A 22,186-nucleotide genomic window follows, 5' to 3' on the forward strand; every position below is an offset into this window, starting at 1 on the left:
GGACAGGGAGACCCGCTCGGCAACCCGGTAGGTTCCCGGCGAGCACGCACAAGTGGCTGTAGCAGGTTCCTGCGGTTCGCTTCAACACAAGCTCAGCTGCGCGCCCAGGTAAACCGCTTCCGCACGGTTGGCAGCCTGCAGCCTGGTCAAGATCGATCGGATGTGGAACTTGACCGTAGAGAGCGCGACGTCGAGCCGTTCGGCGATCTCCTCGTTGCGTAGGCCCTGCGATACGAGGCGGAGGACCTCGCGCTGCTGCTCGGTGAGTAGGTCCTGTTTCTTGCCGCGCATGGGCTCCGCCCCTGACGGTGCCGGGCCGGTGGCCGTCGACAGCGGCGCGCAGTCGGGGCCGACGTCGATGACGACGCCCCCACGCCTGACCACTCGAACGGCCGCAGCCAGGTCGGCCGGAGCGGGTCCATCAAGGACCGCACGTACACCCACGTCAAGGGCCGCCTCTGCCATCCAGGGCTCCACTCCTATGCCCCACAGCACGATCGGGCATGTCGGGGCGGTGAGCTGGATCCTTCGGTACGCGTCGACAGCCCAGACGTAATCCCGGGCGGCCGGGCCGATGTGGACGAGCGCGATGTCGAACTGCTGGTCGCGAAAGGCGAGGCAGGCATCTCGAGCGGTGTTCACCGTGAGCCGGGCGCGGACCTCGTACTCGGGAAGCCTCGGGCTCGGTCTCGCTGCCGACGCGACGAGTAGCGCCATGGAGGGTCGCCGCCGCGGCGTGGTCCTCGTACCGGTCGGGTTTGCGGTTGCCGGTGCGGTGACGGGGTCGAGCCGAGCGAACGACGACTTCAGACTGTCATCTGCGGCGCGCTGCTCTGTGCTCGCCATGAGCGCAACTCCTTCCATGCATAGGCGACGAACGGCTTGGTAGCGGTTGACCGCCGGAGCCGACCCTCCCAAGCGGCCCGTCGGGAAGGTCGGCTCCGTTGGCTGCGAGACCGGGCGCTACGCGATGCGGAACTTCGGGTAGCCGGCAGCGGCCTCTTCGTCGCACTTCTGCCGGTACTGCCCGACGCCGCCGATGTAGGACAGCAGCCGGCGGGGCTTGCCGGGGACGTTGGAGCCCAGGTACCAGGAGTGCGTCTTCGGGACCAGCGTGGCGGAGGCGACCTCCTCGTGGTGGGCGATCCAGGCCTCCTCGCCGGCCTCGGTCGGCTCGATCACGGTCCTGCCCTGCTCACGCAGCGTCCGGATGGTGTCGGTGATCCACTCGGTCTGCTGCTGCAGGCAGGTGGTCATGTTGCACAGCGCCGCGGACGGGGCGAGCGGCACGGCGGTGGTGAGCATGTTGGGGTAGCCGTGGACCATCAGGCCCATCGTGGTGCGGATGTCGCGGCCCCAGTCCTCGGTCAGTGACCGGCCCTCGCGGCCGCGGATGTCGATGCGGGTCAGCGCGCCGGTGCCGGCGTCGAATCCGGTGGCCAGGATGATCACGTCGAGCTCGTGGACGCTGCCGTCGGCGAGCTCGACGCCCTCGGGCCGGATCCGGGCGATCGGGTTGTCCTTCACCCCGACCAGCTCGACGTTCTCCCGGTGGTAGACCTCGAGGTAGTTGGTCTCGAGCGGGACGCGGTGGGTGCCGAAGCCGTAGTCGGTGGGCACGAGGACGTCGATCAGGTGCTGGTCCTCGAGCCGCGCGCGCATCTTGTCGCGGACGAACTCCGAGACCGCCTCGCTGACCTCCTCGACGAAGAACATCTCGCCGAAGCTCGCCAGCCACAGCTTGAGCGACCCGTCCTGGTAGATCTCCTCGAGGATCTCCTGGCGCTGCTCGGGGGTGCAGTCGGCCCAGGCGTGCTCGAAGTCGTACTCGAACCCGGTGAACGTGTGCGGGATGGTCGAGCGGAGCTCCTGGAAGCGGCTCTTGTACCAGCGCTGCTCGGTCTCGCCGTACTTCGGGTTCTTCATCGGCAGCACGTACTGCGGGGTGCGGGCGAAGACCGTGAGGTGCTCGACCTGGCTCGCGATGGTCTGGATGACCTGGATGCCGGTGGCCCCGACCCCGACGACGCCGACCCGCTTCCCGGCGAGGTCGACCGCCTCCTTCGGCCAGCGCGAGGTGTGGAAGATCGGTCCCTGGAAGCTGTCCTGGCCGTCGAACATGTTGTCCATCGGCGCGGAGAGCATGCCGGCGCAGGTGACGAAGAACTGCGTGTCGATGGTCTCGCCGCGGTCGGTGCGGATGGTCCAGCGGCCGCGGTCCTCGTCGTAGTGGGCGCTCACGATCCGGGTGGAGAACTGGATGTCCTCGCGCAGGTTCAGCCGGTCGGTGACGTAGTGCAGCCACTGCTCGATCTCGGGCTGGCCGGGGAACTTCTCGCTCCAGCTCCAGTCCGTGTAGAGCTGCTCGGAGAACAGGTACTGGTAGATGTAGGCCTCGGAGTCGAACCGCGCGCCGGGGTAGCGGTTCCAGTACCAGGTCCCGCCCACGTCGCTGCCGGCCTCGTAGGCCCGGACCCGCAGGCCCTGCTCGCGCAGCTGGTGGAGCTGGTAGAGCCCGGCGACCCCGGCGCCGAGCACAACGGCGTCGAGTTCGCGGTCGACCGCGGAGCCGTCGGATGCGGGTGCGGTGTCGGTCGTGGACGTCATCGTCATGTGCCTCTTCCGTGTCCAGGTGGTGCGCGAACACGGACATGGTGTGCGGTGTCCCACACCATCGACGTGTCCCAAGGCGGGACACGTTCGCCACGTCAGTCGGTGATCCCGTACTGCTGGATCTTCCGGTACAGGGTGGAGCGGGAGAAGCCGAGCGCAGCAGCCGCGGCCTTGCGGTTGCCCTTGGCCTGCCGGATCGCGTCGATGATGGCGTCCCGCTCGATCTGGTCGACCTGCCGCAGCGGGCTACGCGGTGCACTCTGGCAGTAGGCGGGGAGGTCTTCGGCTTGGATGACGCCGACCGGCCGGCGGGCGACCGTGCCGGCCAGCACCTCGCGCAGCTCCCGGACGTTGCCCGGCCAGCGGTACCGCCCGAGCACCCGGAAGGCCTCCGGGGACACCTGAAGCTCACGATAGGGCGCGAGCTCGTGCAGGATGGAGCGGACGAGAGCCATGAGGTCACCGGTGCGATGCCGCAGCGGCGGAAGGGTCGCCGACTGGCAGAACAGGGCGAGCAGCGCGCCCTGGTCGGTGTCCGGGCGCGCGGACACACCGGCGGTCGCCCCGAGCAGGCCGGGGGCAGAGCTGTGCTCGCCCAGGCAGGCCATCATCGCGTCCGCCGTGCGACCGCAGAGCTGGTCGACGTCGCACAGGATGTACAGGTCCTCCTGCGGGTCTGCCTCCGCCAGGACGCACCCGATCTCGCAGGGGTCCTTCTCGACGTCCTGGGCCTCGATGCGGTGCAGGCGAACCCCTGGCCGCTCGAGGCGGACCAGCTGGGCGAGAAGTGTGAAACGACCGCTGCCAGGTTCGCCGAGGACCAGAACCGTCTCGTCGGCGCCCAGGGCGCTGCATGCGATCGTCTCGGCGGCACGCCACGCGGGTGAGCTGCTCGCGACCTGTCGCGATGGTTCCGCAGCAACCGGCTTCGAGGCAGCAGCCGTGGTGAACCGCTCGCGAGAGATCGACCGGATGTCGTCGCGCAGAGGGGTGACGATGCCGATCATGCCGGCGACGTCGTCGCCGACCGTTACGGTCGACCCCCGGAGGCGGATCTGCAGCCCGGAGGGCAGGTCGACCTTGTCGTCGACGGTCGAGTGGCGGCGGGTCACGAACCGGATGTGGTCGTGCAGCGCCTCCTGGTCGGTTGAGACGAGCAGGGTCTGCAGGGCGGTGTTGGCCAGGACGAAGCGCGGGCCGACAGCGACGACGGCGTCCCGGGTGCGGGAATCGACGCGGGAGTAGACGTCGAACAGGGCCTGCTGGGCCTCGTTGCGGTCCAGCAGCAGGTTGTGCTCGATGCGCTGGGCCGCCGAGCGCACGAGGGAGTGCATGATCGGCGTGGAGTGGTCGCTCAGGCAGCTGATGTCGAGCACGCCCTCGATCCGACCGGAGAAGGGGTCGCGGACCGGGGCGCCGGCGCAGGCGAAGGACTGCAGGTTGTCCACGAAGTGCTCGGCGCCGACGATGTGCACCGACTCGCCGAACTCCAGCACGGTTCCGACGCCGTTGGTGCCCACGGCGCCTTCGTCGTAACCGAAGCCCTTGGCGAAGTAGACGCGGTCGAGGATCTTGCCGATCCACTGGCTGCTGTCCCGGCGGACGACGATCCGGGCCCGGCTGTCGGTCAACGCGACACACATCGGCACGTCCGCGATCTGTTCGGACAGCTGATCGATCACCGGCTGGGCGCAGCGGACCAGCCGCGATCCGAAGTCGAGCTCGGCGAAGTACGGGCTCTGGACGCCGTCCGGGGGCACACCGTGCGACACACTTCGTCGCCAGGAGGCGGCGACATGATCGGGCACCCCGTGGCACTCCAGCGCACCATTACCGTCGAGCAGATCCGCGCGCGCGGAGGCCAACAACAACCGCCGGTCAGGCATCTCGGCCACCAGGCAACACCTCCTCGTGCCCCGCCGTTCATGGTGCGGCAAGGGGCAAGGCCGCAACGTGTCCCATTACGGGACACGTTGTAGTGCCGGGACACCCTCGACAGTGACCTGGATCCCACCACCGCACAGCGTATCCGGGACCATGTCTCGCCAGGAGGAACCAGCAATGTCTCGTCTGAGCGGCAAGGTCGCCGTCGTCACCGGCGGAGCGAACGGCCTCGGCTCTGCGATCGCCACACGACTGTCCGAGGAAGGGGCCGCGGTCGCGATTCTCGACCGTGACCCGGCCGGGCAGGACGTCGCCGAGAAGATTGCCTCTGGTGGAGGGCGGGCGATCTTCCGCACCTGCGACGTCACAGCGGAGGACGAGGTGGCCGGCCGGATCCGCGAGGTGGCCGGCGAGCTCGGCCGGCTCGACGTCCTGGTCAACAACGCCGGGGTGGAAGGCGCCAACCAGCCGACGGACCAGCTCGAGCTCGCGGAGTGGGAGCGGGTCATGGCCGTCAACTGCACGGCGGTGTTTCTATGCACCAAGCACGCCATCCCGCACCTGCGCCAGGCCGGGGGCGGCGCGATCGTGAACATCTCCTCGATCTACGGCCTCGTGGGGGGCGGCGACATCCCGCCCTACCACGCCTCCAAGGGCGCGGTGCGGCTGATGAGCAAGAACGACGCGCTCACCTACGCCCCGGAGAAGATCCGGGTCAACAGCATCCATCCCGGCTTCATCTTCACCGACATGGTCAACCGCTACGTCGACGAGGCCGGGATGGACCGCGGCGAGGCCCGCACCGCCCTCGATGCGCTGCACCCCCTCGGCGGCACCGGCACCCCTGACGACATCGCCTGGGGCGTCGTCTACCTCGCCTCCGATGAAGCCCGCTGGGTCACCGGGAGCGAGCTGGTGATCGATGGCGGCTACACCGCCCGCTGACCGCCCCCACTCCGTCAACGACGAGGAGCACAAATGATCGACAACCCCTTCTACTCGCACGAGTTCCACGGCGAGTACGACCTGATCCCTGTCGGCCGCCTGGACCTGGAGGAGGGCGGCACGATCCCGGACTGCCAGCTCGCCGTCGCCACCTTCGGCACCCTCAACGAGGCGAAGGACAACGCGATCCTGGTGACGACCTGGTACTCCGGGACACACCAGATCTGGCGGGAGCAGTACATCGGGCCCGGCCACGCGCTGGACCCCGACAAGTACTTCATCGTCGTGGCCGACCAGATCGGCTCCGGGCTGTCGACCTCCCCGCACAACGCCGACGGCCCCAACGCCGAGATCGCCATGTCGAAGTTCCCGCACGTGCGCATCGGTGACGACGTCGTCGCCCAGGAACGGCTGCTGCGGGAGCACTTCGGCATCGACACCCTGCACGCCGTCGTCGGCGGCTCAATGGGCGCCCAGCAGACCTACGAGTGGGCCGTCCGCTTCCCGGAGAAGGTCAAGCGCGCCGCCCCCATCGCGGGCACCGCGCAGAACACCCCGCACGACTTCCTTTTCACCAAGGCCCTCACCGAGGCGATCACCTCCGACCCGGGCTTCGCGGGCGGCGAGTACAGCTCCAACGCCGAGGTCGTCGCCGGGCTCAAGCGCCACGCCGGCATCTGGGCCGTGATGGGCTTCTCCACCGAGTTCTGGAAGCAGGAGGTCTGGCGGGCACTGGAGTTCGACTCCAAGGAGGCCTTCGTCGAAGGCTTCCTCGAGCCCTACTTCACGGCGATGGACCCCAACGACCTGCTGTGCATGGCGTGGAAGTGGCAGCGCGGCGACGTTGCCCGCCACGCCGGCGGCGACCTCGACGCCGCCCTCGGCCGCATCACCGCGAAGACGTTCGTCATGCCGATCAGCGAAGACATGTTCTTCCCGGTCCGCGACTGCCGCGCCGAACAGGAGAAAATCAAGAACTCCGAGCTGCGCGTGATCGACGACATCCTCGGCCACCTCGGCCTGTTCGCCGTCGCCCCCACCTACATGCCGCAGATCGACCAGCACCTCGCCGAGCTGCTTAACAGCCCGGCCTGAGCGGCGCTCCGACCGGCGGTCGGCGGGTTGTCGAGTGCCCGCCGACCGCCTCCCCAGATGTGAAAGGAACACCCATGACCGCAACGATGCGAGGCCTCGCGTTCCTCGGCGACGGACAGGTCGGGCTCGTCGAGCGCGACATCCCCACCGCCGGGCCCGGTGAGGCCGTCGTCCGCACCACCGCCTCCCTGATCTGTACCTCCGACGTCCACACCGTCGCCGGCGTCCTGCCCGTTCCCGCCGGACGGTTGCTCGGTCACGAGAGCGTCGGCGTCGTGTACGAGATCGGCGACGGCGTCACCTCGGTCCAGGTCGGCGACCGGGTCGCCGTCAACGCCGTCACCCCCGACGGCACCTGCGACTACTGCCAGCGCGGATTCACCTCACAATGCGGTGGCCCGCTCGGCGGCTACCGCTACACCGCACAGAAAGACGGCAACCTCGCCGAGTACTTCCACGTCAACGACGCCGACTACAACCTCGCCCCCATCCCCGGCGAGCTCGCCGACGAAGTCGCCGTCTACGCCTGCGACATGCTCTCCACCGGCTTCGTCGGCGCGGAGAACGCCCACATCCCCCTCGGCGGCACCGTCGCCGTCTTCGCCCAAGGAGCGGTTGGGCTCTCCGCCACCATGGGCGCCAAACTCCTCGGTGCCGGGCTCATCATCGCCGTCGAGGGCCGGCCCGACCGCGCCGCGCTGGCCAAGCAGTTCGGCGCCGACATCGTGATCGACCCGTCCGACGGCAACGCCGCCGAACAAATCGTCGAGATCACGGGCGGCGGCGTCGACTCGGCCATCGAAGCGCTCGGGTCGCAGGCCACCTTTGAGGGCTGCCTCCGCGCGACTCGGGCCGGAGGCACGATCTCCAACCTCGGCTACCACGGCGAAGGCGGCCCCACCCTGACCATCCCCCTCGACGCCTTCGGGCTGGGTATGGCCGGCAAGCAGATCACCACCGACCTGTGCCCTGGCGGGCGAGACCGGATGGAGCGGCTCATGCGCCTCCTCGCAACCGACAAGGTCGACCCGACCCCGATGACCACCCACCGCTTCGCGATGGGTGACGCGGAGGAGGCGTTCGCGGTCATGCGCGACAAGCGGGACGGCGTGATCAAGCCGTTGATCACCTACTGAGAGCCTGATTGAGAAGATCAAGCTGAGGGCGTGAAGATGTACTTCTGCTGTCGCGTGGCGGGTGTGCCGCGGGCGATGCGGCGGGTGATGGTGTTGATCGCGGCCCAGCGGATCATGGCCTCGGAGATGGCGGGGTGGCGTTCGTAGTCCCGGGCCAGACGGCGGTGCGCGGTCAGCCAGGCCAAGGTCCGCTCGACCGCCCACCGTCGCGGCAGCACGGCGAATCCCCGCTGGTCCGCGGGCTTACGCACGACCTCGACCGTGGTGCGCAGAATGGTGTTCGCCCAGTCGAGCAGGCGTCCCGCGAACCCGGCGTCGGCGAAGACGAACCGCACCCTGGTGCGTAGGTAGAGGTCGAGCAGGATCGACTTGGCGCCGTCGCGGTCCTGCACCGACGCCGAGCACACCATCGTGGTGAGCAGCAGGCCGAGGGTGTCGGTGACGATGAACCGCTTCCGCCCGTTGACCTTCTTCCCGGCGTCATAGCCACGCGAGTCCAGCCCGACGGTGTCGGCGCCGCGCACACTCTGGGAGTCGAGGATGCCGGCGCTCGGCTCGGGGTCTCGGCCCTCCTCGGCGCGCAGCTGTCCGCGCACGACGGGGAGGATCTTCTCGGTGACCTTCTGCTGCTCCCACCGGTTGAAGTACCAGTACACGTCTGCCACGGCGGGAAGTCCGCAGGCAGAGCCCGCCACGCACACCCTGCCCGCACCACGTAGAGGATCGCGTCGACCACGTCACGGCGCGGGTGCTTCTCCGGCCGCCCCCCGACCCGCCGCCGGGAGCAGCGGCTCGATCAACGCCCACTGGGCGTCACTGGTGTCCGAGGGATACCGCCGCCTACGCCGAGCCACCCGTCGACGATGGACCACGCCCGGCCGAACACGACGCAGACACGCCGACCCTTCTCAAACACGCTCTGAGACCGGCGTCGGTCCGCGCAATTGCAGTTTCCTGCCGGCTGCCACGGGTATACTTTCTTGTTGAGGTCGCCCCGGTCCCCGGCGACGAGCATGCGTGACGCACAGGGGGACCTTGTGGTCGACCAATTCGCGGCCCGCGGCCGGGTAGCCTTCGCCCAACGGACGTGGCCAGTTGATCCAGGCGATCTGGCCGTTCTGCGGGACGAGGTACGGCGCTGGTTGGACGCGCTGGGCTATCGGCTCGACGCGGTCGACGACCTCGTACTCGCCGTCAACGAAGCGGCCACCAACGCGATGGAGCACGCGTACGTGCTGCCGGGCCCCGATGACACCGTCGACATCGACTTCTGGGTCGAGGACGACGCGCTGAGCATCACGATCGAGGACCACGGGCAGTGGCAGACTCCTGGCCCCGCTGGCGGGCGGGGTATGGGGATCCCGATGATGAACCACCTCGTCGACACCGTCACGATCAGTCACGATGCCTCGGGGACGACGGTGCTCCTCCGACAGACCTTGCCGGAACACTCGGCTTTGCGCCCAGCTGCGGCGAAGCAGCTGCGCTGACGCCGTCTGCCGGCAATTCGAGATACGAGAGCGGAGTCTCAGCAGTGCCGGCCCTCGCCAAGCATGGAGTCTCCGGGACGTCCCCACACCGTCCGACTGACCTCCTTTCAAGGCGGCCGCGCCCGTTGACGGAAGCGCCCAGAGAGCGCTGATATGTGGCAGGGCCGCTCGCACAACCGCGGCTGACATGGCCGACACAGTTCGGCCCGCGATCGTTCCGACAGCGTCTCGCAGGTAAAGCCGAAGAGATCGACCTGCCGACGCGGTCTTGTTCATAGAGTTGCTGGTCAGACGACACTTCCGGTAGCGTGGACCACTGCCGAGTACGCCTCTAGCCCAGATCTTTCGTCCCGTGGCGCTGGCTTGATCGACACCGGTGCTGGCCGGTGTGCCGGGGGCATTCTGTCTGTCGGGTGTGACAGTTCGGCCGAGGTCGCTCGGGTGGGCGCCGGGTTCCACGGGTCCGGTCGGGATTCTTGGGTCGTCGGGGCGGATGGGCTGCTGCTCAGCCGGGGACGGTGAGCGCGCGGAGTCGGGTGAGGCCGTCGAGGGCCAGCCCGGACCAGGGTGCGTGGGCGGGTAGGTGCAGCACGACCCGGCGGGCGTGTCGGGCAATCTGGGCGGGCAGGGAGAACAGCCGTAGCCGGAGCCGTTTCGGTTCCCAGCGCCGCGCCGGGTGTTCGGTGTAGGCGAGCAGCTGGGTCTAGGCGGTGATCTCGCAGGCCAGCGCGACGACGGCGCACTGGATCCGGTTCTGGTCGAGCTCATGGAGCGGGAGGTTGGTCAGGCCGGTGTCCTTCGCCGCGCGGATGCGGTCCTCGGCTCGGGCGCGGCGGCGGTGGCGTAGTTCGAGGTCGGCGAGCTGGCGGTGGGAGTCGCCGGGGCGGGTGTTGGTGGCGAAGGCGGTGTAGCGGTGCCCGTCGGGGTCGGTCAGCCGCAGCTGCGCGCCGGGGTGTGGGCGCTCTTTGCGGACGATCACCCGCATGCCTTTCGGCCAGCCGGTCAGGTTCATCAGGCCGGTGGCCTCGATGATCCAGGCGCCGGGGCGTGGCTCCCGGTCGGCGTTGTAGGCGGACTGCCAGTCCGAGCTCGGGAGGGCGGCGAGCTGGTCGACGAGGTCCTGGGTCAGACCGAACCCGACCGAGTAGGACAGACGCTGGGTGTGCAGCCAGTCCAGCAGCTCGTGGGTGGCACCGGCACCGTCGACCCGGACCAAGACCTTGCGGCCCGCCCGGTGTCCAGCCTTGTGGCCGGGGAGCTGGCGTAGTGCGGCGAGGATGACGGTGATGTGGTCGGCGGCGGTGTTGGAGCCTGCGTTACCCGGGCGCAGCAGCGCGGCGAGGGGCTCGCCGGTGCCCTCGGGTCCGTGGTCGACGAACGCCCACAACGGGTGGTGGCCGTAGCCCTTCTTGAACGTCGCCGCCGCGCCCTCCTTCTCACTGTGGGCGGTCACCAGGGTGGCGTCCACGTCGATGACCAGCGGTCGGCCGCCGTCAGTGTTGTGGTCGGGGGCATGATTGCCGGCCAGCTCCCAGGCCCGGGCCCTCGCCTGCGCGCGGGCGACGTCGATCGCGGCCAACGCGGCGGTCGCGTCGCCAGCGAGGCGGTCGATGGTGCGTGACACCGTCGGATCAGAGGCGACCAGCCCGAACACCGAGGGCTCGGCGCGCAGCACCGCGATGTCGGCCAGGCAGTCCCTGCCGACCGCGAGACCCAACGCTAGGTTCAGCACGATCTTGGCCGGGTCATGGACCGCCAGCCGGGGTCGCCACCGCCCCAGCGCCCCCGACAGAGCGCGGTCAAGCCCGACCTTCGTGATCGTCTCGGTCAGCAGCACCGTCCCGGCGTGGGACACCACCTGCGTCCCGACCGTGTCGATGTCCGGGCACGGGTAGAACCCGATAGTCTTCTTCACCTGGAGGGTGCTCCTGTCCTCGCGACGATAGAGACTTCAGCAATCCCTATTCTCGCTGGTCAGCGGCACCCTCCAGCCATCTGACAGGCCTACCGCGACGTACCGCGATGAAAGCCCCGGGCTAGCCGCTGCCCTCGCGCCGCATCCGATCCAGCACCTCGTCGAGATAGCGCCGCACGTGCTCGTCGGCGCGGCCCTCGTCCGTGGGTTCGACGAAGTCGCGGATGACCAGCAGGAGGGTCATTCTCCGGCGCGCCTGCTCGAGGTCGACATCGGAGGCCTCGGCTGGTACCTCGAGCATGCGGGCCATCTCCACCACCGCCGCGAGCGCATCGTCGCGACGGGTCGCTCCGGTGCCCGCAGGCGCGGCGCCCGCATAGGGCTCGCGGATGACGAGCTGTTCGATGAGCCCGTACAGGTCGACAGCCCCTAGATCCACCCGTCGGTCTTCGCCCATGGGGCACCCCCTCGCTCCGAGATACGCCTACTCGGTCCGGGCTACCCGGCACTGGCAGGGTGCACCCGCCCCGACGTCGAGTCCTGAGCCTCGTTTCCCGCTTACGAGCCCAACCCCAACAGTCAGCAGAACGGTCGGGTGAGTGCGTGCTGAGCGAGTCCGACCTCAAGGCCCTGATCACCGACTGTGGCCCGGGTGGAAGGCCGAGCGCGAGCGGTTGGACGTCATCGACGCCTGGTCGCGCTGGCATCAGCAGCCGCTGACCCTGCCCCGCAAGCCCACCACCGAGCACAAGCCGCTCGAGGAGATCAGCCGCACGCCGTGGCTCGGGCTCGTCGTCAACACCGTCGCGCAGTGCATGTACGTCGACAACTACATCTCGGCGGTCGACGCCGGCGCGGCGCCCGAGCCGGGCCCCGACGGCGTGCTCGAGATCGCCGAGATCGATGGGCCGTGGCGGACCTGGCAGGCGAACCGCTTCGACGCCCGACAGATCGCCGTGCACCGCGCCACACTCACCTACGGGCAGTCCTACGTCACGGTGCTGCCCGGCGAGTTCGGCGGCCGCCCGACCAGCGTCATGCGCGGTGTCAGCCCCAGTAAGATGTTCGCGCTGTCTGGGACCCGCGACTGTTACCCATCGAGCTGGATCATGTCGGCGTTCATCACGTCCGGTGCGATGAGCTTGCCACTGAAATTGACCTGCTCGAAATAGGCAAGGAATCCTGCTTCCTTCGCGCTGGCTTCGAGCCTCTCGCTGAAAGCCTTGTCGGGCAGCTTCCAGACGGCCATGTACCGATAATCCATGCGCTCCGGGCCCGTGTTGTCGTTGATGGCGCAGCCAAGGAACTGGGCACCCTGTTCGACTTGACTCATGATGAGCGGACCGATCTTCTCGTGGAAGAACTTCTGTCGCTCCCCGGGGGAAAGCCTGATCCAGGACGGCCTCGCCTTCCAGATCTCGGTGAGGATGTAGCCGCTCTCGCTGCCCATGGGTGTCCTCCTGGCGCCCGGCTTGACCAACATCTGTAACCCCCAGGGCTGAGGGACCGTCCAGTTTCGCGGCCGGCTACGGCAGCCGGACATACGCAGTGGTGCGTACGTCGTGACGCGGACGGCGAGCGGCTGTGAGGGTGTTCTCCGACGGCCCCACCGTCCTGAGCGCTGGCTCGCCCACACCGCAGCACCGTCGTGTGGCCAGGAGGCGCGGATGCGGGCGCCCGCCGGCGACGGCGACTACCACCCGGTGCTACTGCTGTGGCCCGACGCCGAGGACTGGCCGCGCGCCGGCGAGGTCGACTACGCCGAGGTGTCCGACGCCGGGCGGCAGAGCGTCGACTTCTTCCTGCACTACGGCGCGCGCAACTCCCAGACGCACGCGGGCAAACGGCTCGACGTTACGGCCTGGCACAACTACGCGGTCAAGTGGTCCGCCACCTGTGTGACCGGCTACATCGACGGCGAGCAGTGGTTCCGCGACTGCACGGTCTCGCACCTTCCGCCGCAAGCGATGCACATGATCGTGCAGCTCGACGCCTTCGACGGCACCGGGCCCTATACGCCCTCGGACATGTGCGTCGACTGGATCGGGCAGTACGCCGCCTGATCCTGCATCCGCCGCACGAAAGGGGCGCCCGAGGGGGGACACCATCATCACCTCCATCCTCGGTGCCAACACCGCAGCTCGGCTCGGTGGTGTCCTGCTCGCCCTTCTCGTCATCCGGCAGCGCCGGCAGGTCGGCGAACGCGAAGACCACCGCCTCGAGCTGGCTGCGGTCGCCGAGCGGCACACCGCCGACCTCAAGCGGGTCAACGCCGACCACGACGCCGAGCTCGCCGAACTGCGCTCCGACCTCGCCGAGCTGCGCAAGCAGGTCGATCAGCTCAACGCCGCTCTCGACGCCGAGCGGGCCCTACGCAGGCAGCGGAGGACATGATCAATCGCCCTGGCGGAGACTCGCCATGGAGCCGGTGACCAAGATCAGGCCGCGTCGACGGTACCGGCTGCGCCTGCCGCGCTCGGCGCAGATGATCGTCGCGCTCGGCGCCATCGCCTTCCTCGTCGGCTCGACCCTCTACGCGAACTTCGGTACGACCGACGTCGAGCGGGCGCAGCAGGTCACCGAGCAGCAGCGCGACGCCACCGCGCAGCAGGCGCAGGGCCTCGCCGCGCAGATCCGCGACGCGTGCGCCGACGGGCGGCTCTCCGGCCCGGTCTGCCAAACCGCCGATCAGGTCGCGGCCGACCCGATACCTGGCCCGCGCGACCGGCCCGCCCGGGCCTGCGGGCCCCGCCAAGCCGCCCGGCGCGGACGGGCAACCCAGGCCCGTCGGACCACCCGGGCCCGCCGGCGCGGACGGCAGCAGCGGGACGGACGGCCAGCCGGAAAGCGCGGGACCGACCGGTGCCGCGGGTCCGCCGGGCGCACCGGGCAGCGACGGCCAGCCGCTCGCGGGCTGGATGGTCAACGAGGCCGACGACTCGACGACCACCTGCATCCGCCTCGCCCAACCTCGACCCCGCATCCCCGCAGTACGCCTGCACGAACTCGCCTGCGAGCCCCCGGCGGACGGGCAATGAGGGAGGACCGGCGCATGCCGTACCGACCCGACGCGCACGGGCGCGCCTTCCGCGAGATGGAGGGCGTCGAGCGCTACCTCGACATCGAACTCGGCGCGCCCAGCAGCGCCCAGCATCCGATGCCCGCCGACCTCGACGAGCTGCTCGGCTCGATCCGCCTGGCCGAGGTCTATGAGGCCGAGCGGTGGGACGCCGGCCGTGAGACGCCGAAGACCGTCGACGAGGCCCGCGCCGCGCTCGCCGCGCATCGCCGACCCGTCCGCCCCCGAGGGGCCCGAAGCCGAGGGCGCCTACGACGACCTGCGGGAGGCCCGAGATGGGCGTGCGCGCCACCTGGTTGGTCGACGCCGCCCGGCTCACCGGCTACCCCGTCAACGAGGGAGCGGGCTGGCGCGGCCGAGGGCACGGCGACTTCCGGGTGCTCGAGGGCGTCGTGTTGCACCACACCGCAGACGGCCCGACCGGCATCTACCCCTCGCTCGGGGTCGTGCGCGACGGCCGCGCCGGGCTCGCCGGGCCGCTGGCCAACCTCGGCCGCGACGGCACGATCTTCGTCACCGCCGCCGGCGTCGCCTGGCACGCGGGCGCCTCGCGGTGGGCAGGCTCCACCGACCTCAACGACGAGTTCCTCGGCATCGAGGCCGAGCCGACTGGCACCCGCGACGACTGGACTCCGCAGCAGCGCGACTGCTACCCGCGCCTGGTCGCCGCCCTCCTCTACTACATGCGCCGCGGCCCCGACCGCGCCTGCGAGAAGACACAGAACAAGGTCGGACGGCGAGACGTGTCGGAGGCTGACCTATTCAAGCAGGCGTTCAGCGAGAACCCGCCCGCACCGGGTCAGCCGCCTGAGAGTGCACCCCGACGATCGAAGCAAGACGTTCAACAGCATGCATCGGGGTCCGCAACTTCGGGGAGGGCTGCTACGCCGCTATCCGAACCCGGCCTCACACGATGAGGGCGAGCTCCCCGAGAACGAGGCTCTCGAGCAGCTGGCGGCGCTCAGTGTCCTCGCGCCCTGGGTTGACACCGCCGACATGTCACCAGCTGAGCGGCGGCCCAAGACCGCTCCAGCTGCTACTCCACCGGCTCGGCGTTCGCCGAACCATTCGGCGAACGCCCCATCTGGTCTCAAGGCGCCACCGGGGCCGTAATTGGGCCCAGGGTGCCGGTCGCCCCGGGAGAGTCCGTCCTGACCGGCACGTCACCATCGCTCTCGACCGGGCAACTACCCTATTGGTCGCACCCGTCAGATGCCCGCGGGGTCGTTGTCGGTGCTGGCGTCGTCGGCGTCGGCAGCGGCACCGGCGACGTAGTGGGCGTCCTCGGCGGCGGCTCCGTGGTCATCGGCGGCGGCGCGACCGGCGGCGGCACGGGGGTCGGGGCTGTTGGCTGCCGCGGTCCCGGGTCGTTACGACCGCCGGAGCCGCCCCACCAGCCGCCCGCCTTCCCGTCGTCCTCGTCGGTCGGTGTGCAGTAGTAGCCCGGTGTACGGTCGATCGGCGTGCAGTACAGGTAGAACCCGTCGTCGCGGTGCCCGCCCGGCGAGGCACTCGCCGTCGTCACCGTCAGCGCCGTCGCCACGGCCGCCCCGACCACCAGCGATGCCGCCACGGCCAGCACCTTGCGCGACTTCCACCTCGCCACCGGCTACCCCCTTCATGATCGTCGATCTACGAGGGGGACGGCTCACGCGGCGAGGCGGTTGGCGCCGAACGGCGCAATTCGCCCAGAGCTCACCTGTCCTGCCGGCTCGCCACGGGTGGGCGCCGCACTGGCCGTCGCTTGAGACCCAGGCCCGGAGCACGGCGAACGGCCGCCTACCCGGCGGCCTCGGCTGCGAGCTGCTCGAGCAACCCGTTCAGCTTTGCGAGCACCGCGCCGTGCGCAGCGACGTCGTAGTCTGCGGCGAGCCGGCGCTGGTCCCGGAAGGCGATAGCGGCCCCGCCGCCCGCCGCCCAGACGAGCATCCGAAGCGGCAGGTCGAGGCCCGCACGGGGGTCGGCCTGCATCAGCGCGGTGCCGACGGCGGCGTTGCCGAACACGAGCAGGACCTCGTCGGGCAGGTCCAGGCCCGCGGCCCGGGCACCGGCCGCGTGGTCGACAGAGGCGAAGAGTTGCACGCCGCGTTCGGCCAGGGCCTTCTCGATCCGGCTTACGGTTGTGGGCACATCGAACCGCGACCGCACGATCGTCAGCTCATCGGCCATGGCACACCTCGTCTCGGCGGGTCTCGGCGGGTCTCGGCGGGTCTCGGCGGGTCTCGGCGGGGTTTGCTGCGTGCACAGCCTCCGACCGCTGGCCGGCCACAGCATCCACAAACGACCTTCGCGGTCCAGCGACCGTCCGAGGCCTCGCCAGACGGCCGTGCCCGCCACGGCAAGTGCAGGCTTGTCAGTGCCCCGGGCCGTCGGACAGCGCGGGCAGCCCGCCGCGCATCCCGCTGCCCGGCCGGACCATGAAGGTGCCGGCGGGCCGCGCACAGCGCGCGTCGGAGACGATCTGCGGCGGCAGGTCGCGGATGTGCAGCGCAATTCCAGTGAACACCGCGCCGATCGCCGCCGCGACGTAGTCGCCCTGGTCGATCCCCGCATACTGCCCCTGCCGAGCCTTGTGCCCGAGGTCGCGCGCGAAGGTCTCGAGCAGCTGACGCTGGCTGGCTCGCTTCGCCGCGGCCCGCTGCTCGGCGGCGCTGGACATTGGCTTCCCCTCTCGACGGCACCCGCGGAACGGTGCTGCGGGGGAAGCGCAGCGGGAGGCAGCCTACCGGGGGGCCTCCGGTTTTAAGGCGCCCACGTCGGCGAAGGGTCACCATCGCCGACGCGGCCGGCCTCACATGACGTCGCAGTGCGCGCCCTGTTCGCCCCCAGGACACCAGCCTTTGCGGCCTAACCATGCGGGTCACGACGTGCTCGATGTTCAACGAGCCCGCCCGCGGCCGCGGGTGAGCTCCTCCAGGCGTGCGCCGCGCGGCGTCCAACCGGTCTCGGCTTCGGTCAGCGAGCAGTCATCGTCGAGACCGCGCCACCAGTGCAACGGAGTGCTTGCCCTCGTCCACCACGCCAGACGTCATCCCGACGACAAGCACGTGCGCGCACGTCGGCTTGTCATGTTGTCGCCTTGCCGGCGGACTATCGGGGCTGGCCGCGGCCGACCCGTTCCGCCCTCTACACGGTGTCGGTCGCGATGCTTCGTGCGGCACTCGAGAAGCACTCGACCCAGGAGACGTCGGGGTTCTCCCGGGCCCGGTCATCCAGTCCCATTTGCGGCCTTGCGCCACATCGTGTGCTGATCTTGACGAAATCCTGATGCGAACCGTTCGGATCTTGACGTCCTCGTGACGCCGACGCCGTTGGCGCGCCGCGATACTCGGACCGTGTTCGAGGTGGTCAAGCGGCTCCTTGTCGGCCGGCCGCTGCGAAGCTCCCGACTGGGCGACACGCTGCTGTCCAAGCGGATCGCGCTGGCGCTGTTCTGCTCCGACCCGATCTCCTCGGTGGCCTACGCGACCGAGCAGATCGTGCTGGTCTTGGCCGCGGGCGGGCTGCTGGCGCTGCGCGCCACCCCGTGGGTGGGACTGGTGGTCGTGCTGCTGCTGGTTACGGTGGTGGCCTCCTACCGGCAGACCTGCTACGCCTACCCCAGCGGCGGCGGGGCGTATGTGGTCAGCCGCGACAACCTCGGTGAGGACGCCTCGCTCGCCGCTGCGGCCGCGCTGCTGGTCGACTACGTGATGACCGTGACGGTCTCGGTGACCTCCGGTGTGGTCGCGGTGACCTCGGCATTCCCGGCGCTGTCGCCGCACGCGGTCGCGCTCGCGATTGCCCTGGTTGTCGTGCTGACGCTGGTGAACCTGCGTGGCACCCGCGAGTCCGGGCGCGCGTTCGCGGTCCCCACCTACGCGTTCGTGGGCCTGACCCTGCTGATGTTCGTCTGGGCCGGCATCCGCGCACTGACCGGCGGCCTGCCGAAGGCGGAGACGGCCGCGCTGCCCGTCCCGCCGTCGACCGGGCTGGCCGGGCTGGTCTTGGTGCTGCTGCTCGTGCGCGCCTTCGCCTCCGGGTGCACGGCACTGACCGGCGTGGAGGCGATCAGCAACGGGGTGCCCGCCTTCCGCAAGCCCAAGGCCCGCAACGCCGCCACCACCCTCACGCTCATGGGCCTGATCGCGGTGGTCCTGTTCTCCGGGATCACGCTGCTCGCGGTGGCGCTCGACGCCCGCGCGCTGCCCGATGGCGACCCCTCGGTCATCTCGCAGATCGCCGCGGCAGTCTACGGCGGGAGCTCGCCGCTGTTCTACCTGTTCCAGGCCGCGACGGCGGCGATCCTGGTCCTGGCCGCGAACACCGCGTTCAACGGCTTCCCGGTGCTGACGTCGATCCTGGCCCGCGACTGGTACCTGCCCCGGCAGCTGCACAACCGGGGCGACCGGCTGGTGTTCTCCAACGGGATCGTGCTGCTGGCCACCGCGTCCGTCGCGCTGATCATCGGGTTCGACGCGAACCTCGACCGGCTCATCCAGCTCTACATCGTCGGGGTGTTCACCAGCTTCACGTTGTCCCAGCTGGGGATGGTGCGGCACTGGCAGCGGATCCTGCGGGCCCCCGACGTGGTGAACCGCGCCGCGATCCGCCGCTCCCAGGCCGTCAACGCCACCGGCGCCGTGTTCACCACGGTCGTGCTGGTCGTCGTGTTCGCCACGAAGGTGACCCACGGCGCGTGGATCGCGGTGCTCGCGATGATCCTGCTGTTCGCGGCCATGCGGGGGGTGAACCGCTACTACGCCCGGGTCACCGCCGAGGTCACGCCGGAGCCGGGGGACACCCTCGGCACCCGTCCGAGCCGGGTGCACGCGATCGTGTTGGTCTCCCGCCTGCACAAGCCGGCCCTCCACGCGCTCGAGCTGGCCCGGGCGATCCGTCCGGACAGCCTCACCGCGGTCACACTCGACGTCGACGAGGCCGACACCCGACGGCTGCGCGCGGAGTGGGAGCGCCGGAACATCCCGGTGCGGCTGACCGTGCTCGAAGCGCCCTACCGTGACCTCGGGCGGCCGCTGGGGGCGTACGTGAAGCGGCTGCGCCGCGACGACCCGAGCTCGGTCGTGCTCGTCTTCCTGCCCGAGTACGTGGTGACCCGGTGGTGGCAGCAGCTGCTGCACAACCAGAGCGCGCTACGGCTCAAGACCCGGCTGCTGTTCACCCCGGGTGTCGTCGTGGTCGACGTGCCCTACCAACTCGGCGTGGGCGAGCAGGGCTGGCTCGGCCACCGTCGTGGGGGCGCCATCCCTACGGGGCAGTCGGCCGCGGAACCTGCGGGCCGCCCACAAAGCGTCATGGTCTCGGACCGCGCGGACAGTCCGGGACCGAGCGGCACCCGGTAGCGGACGCCCATCGACCCTGCCCAGCTGGGTTCGACTGCTCCGAGGCGGGGGGGACGCCGAGGCGCAGGCCCGTTTCCCCTTGGTCACGTGCACGCGCAGCAACCCCGGGCGCGCGGTGGCCGAGATCGTCGCGCCACTGCGTCCCGGAACGGGCGAGGTCCTCCTGGATCCGCCGCTGCCTCCAGGTGGTCGGGCCGGGTCCAGGCGCGGTCGCGGGTATCCCGTTGCTCCGCACGGCGACGGCCCGTGGCTCCTTGAAACGGGTGGTCGCCGATGTCGTCGACTCGGTCCTCCGTCACGGGGTCGGCGAACCGGCCGCTCTCCGAGCCGGTGGCACGGGGGATCACGTCGAGCTGCGCATCGTCGGTGCAGGTCCGCCGCTCTCGCCGGCGCCTGCGTTCACTATTCGCGTCCGACGAGGAGACCGGCAACCGCGACAAGGGGGACAGGGGGGTGCCGGTCTGCGCCTGGCCGGTGCCCACCGAAGCGATGGGCGTCTTGTTCGCACTCGAGGAGACCCCGGGAGGCTGGGTCACGGTCGTCCTCGCTCTTCCGAAGGCGGTCGACGTGCCGAGGACCTCGCATCGACGCTCACGGGTGACGCCGAACCGGCCTCGACCCGACCGCTGTTCCCCTCCCCCCGCTCGCGAGTGCCGATCGGCCTGGGCGACCGGGGCCATCGGAACCTCGTGGCCCGGTCTGTCGCCGGCTTCGCTGACGAGGTGCAGCTCGATCGACTCCTGCAGACCCACCGGACCTTCGTTGTGTGGAGCGCCGCAGCACTACCGCTCGTGGCGTGTGCGGTATTGGGTCTGTTCCGCCAAGAGGTCGCCAACACCAACGCCGCGCTCGGGCTGGTCCTGCTGATCGTGGCGCTGGCCGCCACGGGGATCCGCGCCGCCGGCCTTGCCGCGGCGCTGTCGAGCGCGGTCTGGTTCGACTTCTTCCTCACTGGGCCGTACAACCAGTTCGCCGTCACCAAGCGGGCGGACATCGAGACCGCCGTGCTGCTCCTGCTGGTCGGTCTCGCCGTCAGCGAGATCGCCATCTGGGGACGCCGGCAGCAGGCCCGGGCCAGTCGGGAGCAGGGCTATCTCGACGGCGTCGTGACGACGGCGGCCACCGTGGGCGCGGGGCGCACCTCAGCGTCGACATTGATCGACCTCGTGTCACGCCAGATCGTCGACCTGCTGGAGATCGACGCGTGCCGTTTCGACGACGGCGGCGGAGGCGTCCTCGCAGAGCTTCGCGACGATACGAGCGTGGTCTACGACGGGCGCCCGCTCGACGTTGCCCGGTCCGGGCTGCCCAGCGACACCGAGATCGCCCTGATGGTCCGCAGTGGTGGCGTGGTCAGGGGCCGGTTCCTGCTGGTGTCCACGAGCCGGGTGGTCCGGCCAACGCGGGAGCAGTTACGTGTCGCAATCGCGCTCGCCAACCAGGTCGGCGCCGCACTGGTACCGCCGGACGGACTGGCGCCGGGAACGACGCGGTCGTCGAACTGAGCCGAGAGCGCCCCGCGCTGCCGGTCGGCCTCGGTCGGTTCGGGGCGGGTACGGCCACCGCCTCGGCGACGCCGCTCTTGGCCCTGGTCCTAATCCTCGGCTACGCCATGATCGCTGTCCTCGGGGCCCGGAACGTGCTCCGGGACCGCCGTTACGCGCCGCAGTACCGACCACTGGAGAGGCAGCCCAGATCCTGGCCCGACCCGCCTTCACCGAGTCGGTGATCTGGCGAATCATGGGCATCTCCCGACGGCACGGTCGCTGATCGAGCATGCCTCGGCGGAGAAGAATGCCGGAAGGTCGAGGGTTGCAGGGCCAGCATGTGGGCGCCGTGGACGGAGACGTGCCGGATCAACATCGCTGTGACGGAGGTCGCCACGTGAGACCGTCGCTGGCTGCGCCAGGCATCAGGCCCGCCGTAGGCACCAGACGAGCCACGAGGTGCCTGCGAGGGCCACGATGCCGCCGAGCAGGAGCGAGCCGACGGCCAGCAGCATCACGCCCGCGGCCAGAAACACTGCCGATCCGAGGGCGTGCACGACTGTTCTCACGCCTCCAGCATGCCCGCGGTGATCCCGTCTGCCGTGAACGAGCGCGACCGGCGCGCGGCGCTCGGAGTTCCGGCACCCGTCGTGGACGTCGTCGATGTGTTCAGCACTCTTGCTGTTACCAGCAGCCAGCGCGCTGATAAAGCGAACGAAGGTCGTCGATGTTCTGTCGCAACGCTGCCTCGGCGGCTGTGGCGCCCGGTTTCGGGGAGCCGCCCTGGACTGGAACAGCTGCACGTCCGTTGCGGGGTCGAGCGCGAGGGAGAGAGAGGGCTGAGGGCTCACTCCGCGCGACGTGGACGCCTCAGCGCCGGCCTGTTGGCTCTCTACCGCTCCCGTGAAGACGCTCTGCGCGACGTCGACCGGTGGACGGGGGTCTCCTCCACGTCCTTCGGGACGCCCTCGTAGGGATGCTCATCCGTCCGGTGCCTCACCGTCCGGAGCGTCGACATGTAGCGCGTCGAGGTGCGGGGCGAGGGTGGGGAGCGTGGGGAACATCCTGAGGTGCCCCGCGGTGAACCAGTCCAGCAGCAGCAGTGTCGCGTCGTCCTGGAGCCGCCTGTGCCGCCGCTCATCTCAAAGTGACCAGGGCTGATCAGCGAAAGTGACCACGCTTGCGACCCGCCGACGGAGA

19 protein-coding genes and 2 pseudogenes are annotated in these 22,186 nt (G+C 69.9%); 9 read left to right on the plus strand and 12 right to left on the minus strand.

Annotation, left to right across the window (positions count from 1 at the left end; translation table 11 throughout):
• Window positions 1-81: 81 nt before the first annotated feature.
• The 3 genes from ACQP04_RS02090 to ACQP04_RS02100 all read right to left on the minus strand — a co-directional run bounded on the left by ACQP04_RS02090 (window position 82) and on the right by ACQP04_RS02100 (window position 4,499).
• A complete protein-coding gene (locus tag ACQP04_RS02090) occupies window positions 82-846 on the minus strand; it encodes a helix-turn-helix domain-containing protein (RefSeq protein WP_433505390.1) in 765 nt (254 codons plus the stop codon).
• 117 nt (window positions 847-963) lie between these two features.
• The gene (locus ACQP04_RS02095; RefSeq protein ID WP_433505391.1) at window positions 964-2,613 is read right to left on the minus strand and encodes a flavin-containing monooxygenase; all 1,650 of its coding nucleotides are present in this window, start codon (window positions 2,611-2,613) and stop codon (window positions 964-966) included.
• 95 nt (window positions 2,614-2,708) lie between these two features.
• Window positions 2,709-4,499, minus strand: a complete 1,791-nt coding sequence (locus ACQP04_RS02100; RefSeq protein ID WP_433508279.1) for a sigma-54-dependent Fis family transcriptional regulator — start codon at window positions 4,497-4,499, stop codon at window positions 2,709-2,711.
• Between the two features lie 175 nt (window positions 4,500-4,674).
• Between ACQP04_RS02100 and ACQP04_RS02105 the strand changes: the two genes are divergently transcribed.
• From ACQP04_RS02105 to ACQP04_RS02115, 3 genes are all read left to right on the plus strand, one after another.
• Complete coding sequence (locus tag ACQP04_RS02105) at window positions 4,675-5,442, plus strand: SDR family NAD(P)-dependent oxidoreductase (RefSeq protein WP_433505392.1); 768 nt, start codon at window positions 4,675-4,677, stop codon at window positions 5,440-5,442.
• A gap of 33 nt (window positions 5,443-5,475) precedes the next feature.
• Complete coding sequence (locus ACQP04_RS02110; RefSeq protein WP_433505393.1) at window positions 5,476-6,537, plus strand: alpha/beta fold hydrolase; 1,062 nt, start codon at window positions 5,476-5,478, stop codon at window positions 6,535-6,537.
• 74 nt (window positions 6,538-6,611) lie between these two features.
• Window positions 6,612-7,673: a zinc-binding dehydrogenase gene (locus tag ACQP04_RS02115; RefSeq protein WP_433505394.1), complete on the plus strand. Its 1,062-nt coding sequence runs from the start codon at window positions 6,612-6,614 to the stop codon at window positions 7,671-7,673.
• Window positions 7,674-7,690: 17 nt separating this feature from the next.
• On the opposite strand, the gene ACQP04_RS02120 is transcribed toward ACQP04_RS02115, so the two are convergent.
• Window positions 7,691-8,374: an IS5 family transposase gene (locus ACQP04_RS02120; protein WP_433505395.1), complete on the minus strand. Its 684-nt coding sequence runs from the start codon at window positions 8,372-8,374 to the stop codon at window positions 7,691-7,693.
• Window positions 8,329-8,527 (minus strand): annotated as a pseudogene (locus ACQP04_RS02125) (transposase); the annotation flags it as partial. The pseudogene ACQP04_RS02125 and the gene ACQP04_RS02120, both read right to left, overlap by 46 nt.
• Before the next feature lie 159 nt (window positions 8,528-8,686).
• On the opposite strand from ACQP04_RS02125, the gene ACQP04_RS02130 reads away from it, so the two are divergent.
• Window positions 8,687-9,163 (plus strand): ATP-binding protein, encoded by a 477-nt coding sequence (locus ACQP04_RS02130; RefSeq protein WP_433505396.1) that lies wholly within the window; start codon window positions 8,687-8,689, stop codon window positions 9,161-9,163.
• 505 nt (window positions 9,164-9,668) lie between these two features.
• On the opposite strand, the pseudogene ACQP04_RS02135 reads toward ACQP04_RS02130, so the two are convergent.
• Both ACQP04_RS02135 and ACQP04_RS02140 read right to left on the minus strand, forming a co-directional pair.
• Window positions 9,669-11,078: pseudogene (locus tag ACQP04_RS02135) on the minus strand (IS1380 family transposase).
• A gap of 121 nt (window positions 11,079-11,199) precedes the next feature.
• A complete protein-coding gene (locus ACQP04_RS02140) occupies window positions 11,200-11,535 on the minus strand; it encodes a hypothetical protein (protein WP_433505397.1) in 336 nt (111 codons plus the stop codon).
• 217 nt (window positions 11,536-11,752) lie between these two features.
• Here ACQP04_RS02140 and ACQP04_RS02145 point away from each other — a divergent pair, with 217 nt between their 5' ends.
• Entirely contained in the window at window positions 11,753-12,250 is a 498-nt protein-coding gene (locus ACQP04_RS02145) for a phage portal protein (RefSeq protein ID WP_433505398.1), read from the plus strand.
• On the opposite strand, the gene ACQP04_RS02150 is transcribed toward ACQP04_RS02145, so the two are convergent.
• On the minus strand, window positions 12,169-12,528 hold the full coding sequence (locus ACQP04_RS02150) for a DUF6616 family protein (protein ID WP_433505399.1): 360 nt from the start codon (window positions 12,526-12,528) through the stop codon (window positions 12,169-12,171). The two genes, ACQP04_RS02145 and ACQP04_RS02150, sit on opposite strands and share 82 nt — an antisense overlap.
• A gap of 217 nt (window positions 12,529-12,745) precedes the next feature.
• On the opposite strand from ACQP04_RS02150, the gene ACQP04_RS02155 reads away from it, so the two are divergent.
• Window positions 12,746-13,141, plus strand: coding sequence for a family 16 glycosylhydrolase (locus ACQP04_RS02155; protein ID WP_433505400.1), 396 nt, complete (start codon window positions 12,746-12,748; stop codon window positions 13,139-13,141).
• Window positions 13,142-13,419: 278 nt separating this feature from the next.
• On the opposite strand, the gene ACQP04_RS02160 is transcribed toward ACQP04_RS02155, so the two are convergent.
• On the minus strand, window positions 13,420-14,364 hold the full coding sequence (locus ACQP04_RS02160; RefSeq protein ID WP_433505401.1) for a hypothetical protein: 945 nt from the start codon (window positions 14,362-14,364) through the stop codon (window positions 13,420-13,422).
• Window positions 14,365-14,432: 68 nt separating this feature from the next.
• On the opposite strand from ACQP04_RS02160, the gene ACQP04_RS02165 reads away from it, so the two are divergent.
• A complete protein-coding gene (locus tag ACQP04_RS02165) occupies window positions 14,433-15,074 on the plus strand; it encodes an N-acetylmuramoyl-L-alanine amidase (RefSeq protein ID WP_433505402.1) in 642 nt (213 codons plus the stop codon).
• Window positions 15,075-15,936: 862 nt separating this feature from the next.
• On the opposite strand, the gene ACQP04_RS02170 is transcribed toward ACQP04_RS02165, so the two are convergent.
• Both ACQP04_RS02170 and ACQP04_RS02175 read right to left on the minus strand, forming a co-directional pair.
• Entirely contained in the window at window positions 15,937-16,326 is a 390-nt protein-coding gene (locus ACQP04_RS02170; protein ID WP_433505403.1) for a DUF302 domain-containing protein, read from the minus strand.
• 184 nt (window positions 16,327-16,510) lie between these two features.
• Entirely contained in the window at window positions 16,511-16,816 is a 306-nt protein-coding gene (locus ACQP04_RS02175) for a hypothetical protein (RefSeq protein ID WP_433505404.1), read from the minus strand.
• A 676-nt stretch (window positions 16,817-17,492) separates the two neighbouring features.
• Between ACQP04_RS02175 and ACQP04_RS02180 the strand changes: the two genes are divergently transcribed.
• Together ACQP04_RS02180 and ACQP04_RS02185 are read left to right on the plus strand one after the other, a co-directional pair.
• Window positions 17,493-19,499: an APC family permease gene (locus tag ACQP04_RS02180; protein ID WP_433505405.1), complete on the plus strand. Its 2,007-nt coding sequence runs from the start codon at window positions 17,493-17,495 to the stop codon at window positions 19,497-19,499.
• A 650-nt stretch (window positions 19,500-20,149) separates the two neighbouring features.
• Entirely contained in the window at window positions 20,150-21,004 is an 855-nt protein-coding gene (locus ACQP04_RS02185; protein ID WP_433505406.1) for a DUF4118 domain-containing protein, read from the plus strand.
• Window positions 21,005-21,411: 407 nt separating this feature from the next.
• On the opposite strand, the gene ACQP04_RS02190 is transcribed toward ACQP04_RS02185, so the two are convergent.
• Window positions 21,412-21,555, minus strand: coding sequence for a hypothetical protein (locus tag ACQP04_RS02190; RefSeq protein WP_433505407.1), 144 nt, complete (start codon window positions 21,553-21,555; stop codon window positions 21,412-21,414).
• Between the last annotated feature and the right edge of the window lie 631 nt (window positions 21,556-22,186).

Source organism: Pseudonocardia halophobica, assembly GCF_050948485.1.
Lineage (GTDB): Bacteria > Actinomycetota > Actinomycetes > Mycobacteriales > Pseudonocardiaceae > Pseudonocardia > Pseudonocardia halophobica.

Coding starts and splice junctions, on each gene's coding strand:
- ACQP04_RS02105 (WP_433505392.1), top strand. CDS start 4,675: ATGTCTCGTCTGAGCGGCAAGGTCGCCGTCGTCACCGGCGGAGCGAAC.
- ACQP04_RS02150 (WP_433505399.1), bottom strand. CDS start 12,528: ATGGGCAGCGAGAGCGGCTACATCCTCACCGAGATCTGGAAGGCGAGG.
- ACQP04_RS02175 (WP_433505404.1), bottom strand. CDS start 16,816: ATGTCCAGCGCCGCCGAGCAGCGGGCCGCGGCGAAGCGAGCCAGCCAG.
- ACQP04_RS02130 (WP_433505396.1), top strand. CDS start 8,687: ATGCGTGACGCACAGGGGGACCTTGTGGTCGACCAATTCGCGGCCCGC.
- ACQP04_RS02090 (WP_433505390.1), bottom strand. CDS start 846: ATGGCGAGCACAGAGCAGCGCGCCGCAGATGACAGTCTGAAGTCGTCG.
- ACQP04_RS02115 (WP_433505394.1), top strand. CDS start 6,612: ATGACCGCAACGATGCGAGGCCTCGCGTTCCTCGGCGACGGACAGGTC.
- ACQP04_RS02110 (WP_433505393.1), top strand. CDS start 5,476: ATGATCGACAACCCCTTCTACTCGCACGAGTTCCACGGCGAGTACGAC.
- ACQP04_RS02140 (WP_433505397.1), bottom strand. CDS start 11,535: ATGGGCGAAGACCGACGGGTGGATCTAGGGGCTGTCGACCTGTACGGG.
- ACQP04_RS02155 (WP_433505400.1), top strand. CDS start 12,746: ATGCGGGCGCCCGCCGGCGACGGCGACTACCACCCGGTGCTACTGCTG.
- ACQP04_RS02100 (WP_433508279.1), bottom strand. CDS start 4,499: ATGCCTGACCGGCGGTTGTTGTTGGCCTCCGCGCGCGCGGATCTGCTC.
- ACQP04_RS02160 (WP_433505401.1), bottom strand. CDS start 14,364: ATGCGCGGCGAGCGCGGCGCGGGCCTCGTCGACGGTCTTCGGCGTCTC.
- ACQP04_RS02095 (WP_433505391.1), bottom strand. CDS start 2,613: ATGACGATGACGTCCACGACCGACACCGCACCCGCATCCGACGGCTCC.
- ACQP04_RS02170 (WP_433505403.1), bottom strand. CDS start 16,326: ATGGCCGATGAGCTGACGATCGTGCGGTCGCGGTTCGATGTGCCCACA.
- ACQP04_RS02165 (WP_433505402.1), top strand. CDS start 14,433: ATGGGCGTGCGCGCCACCTGGTTGGTCGACGCCGCCCGGCTCACCGGC.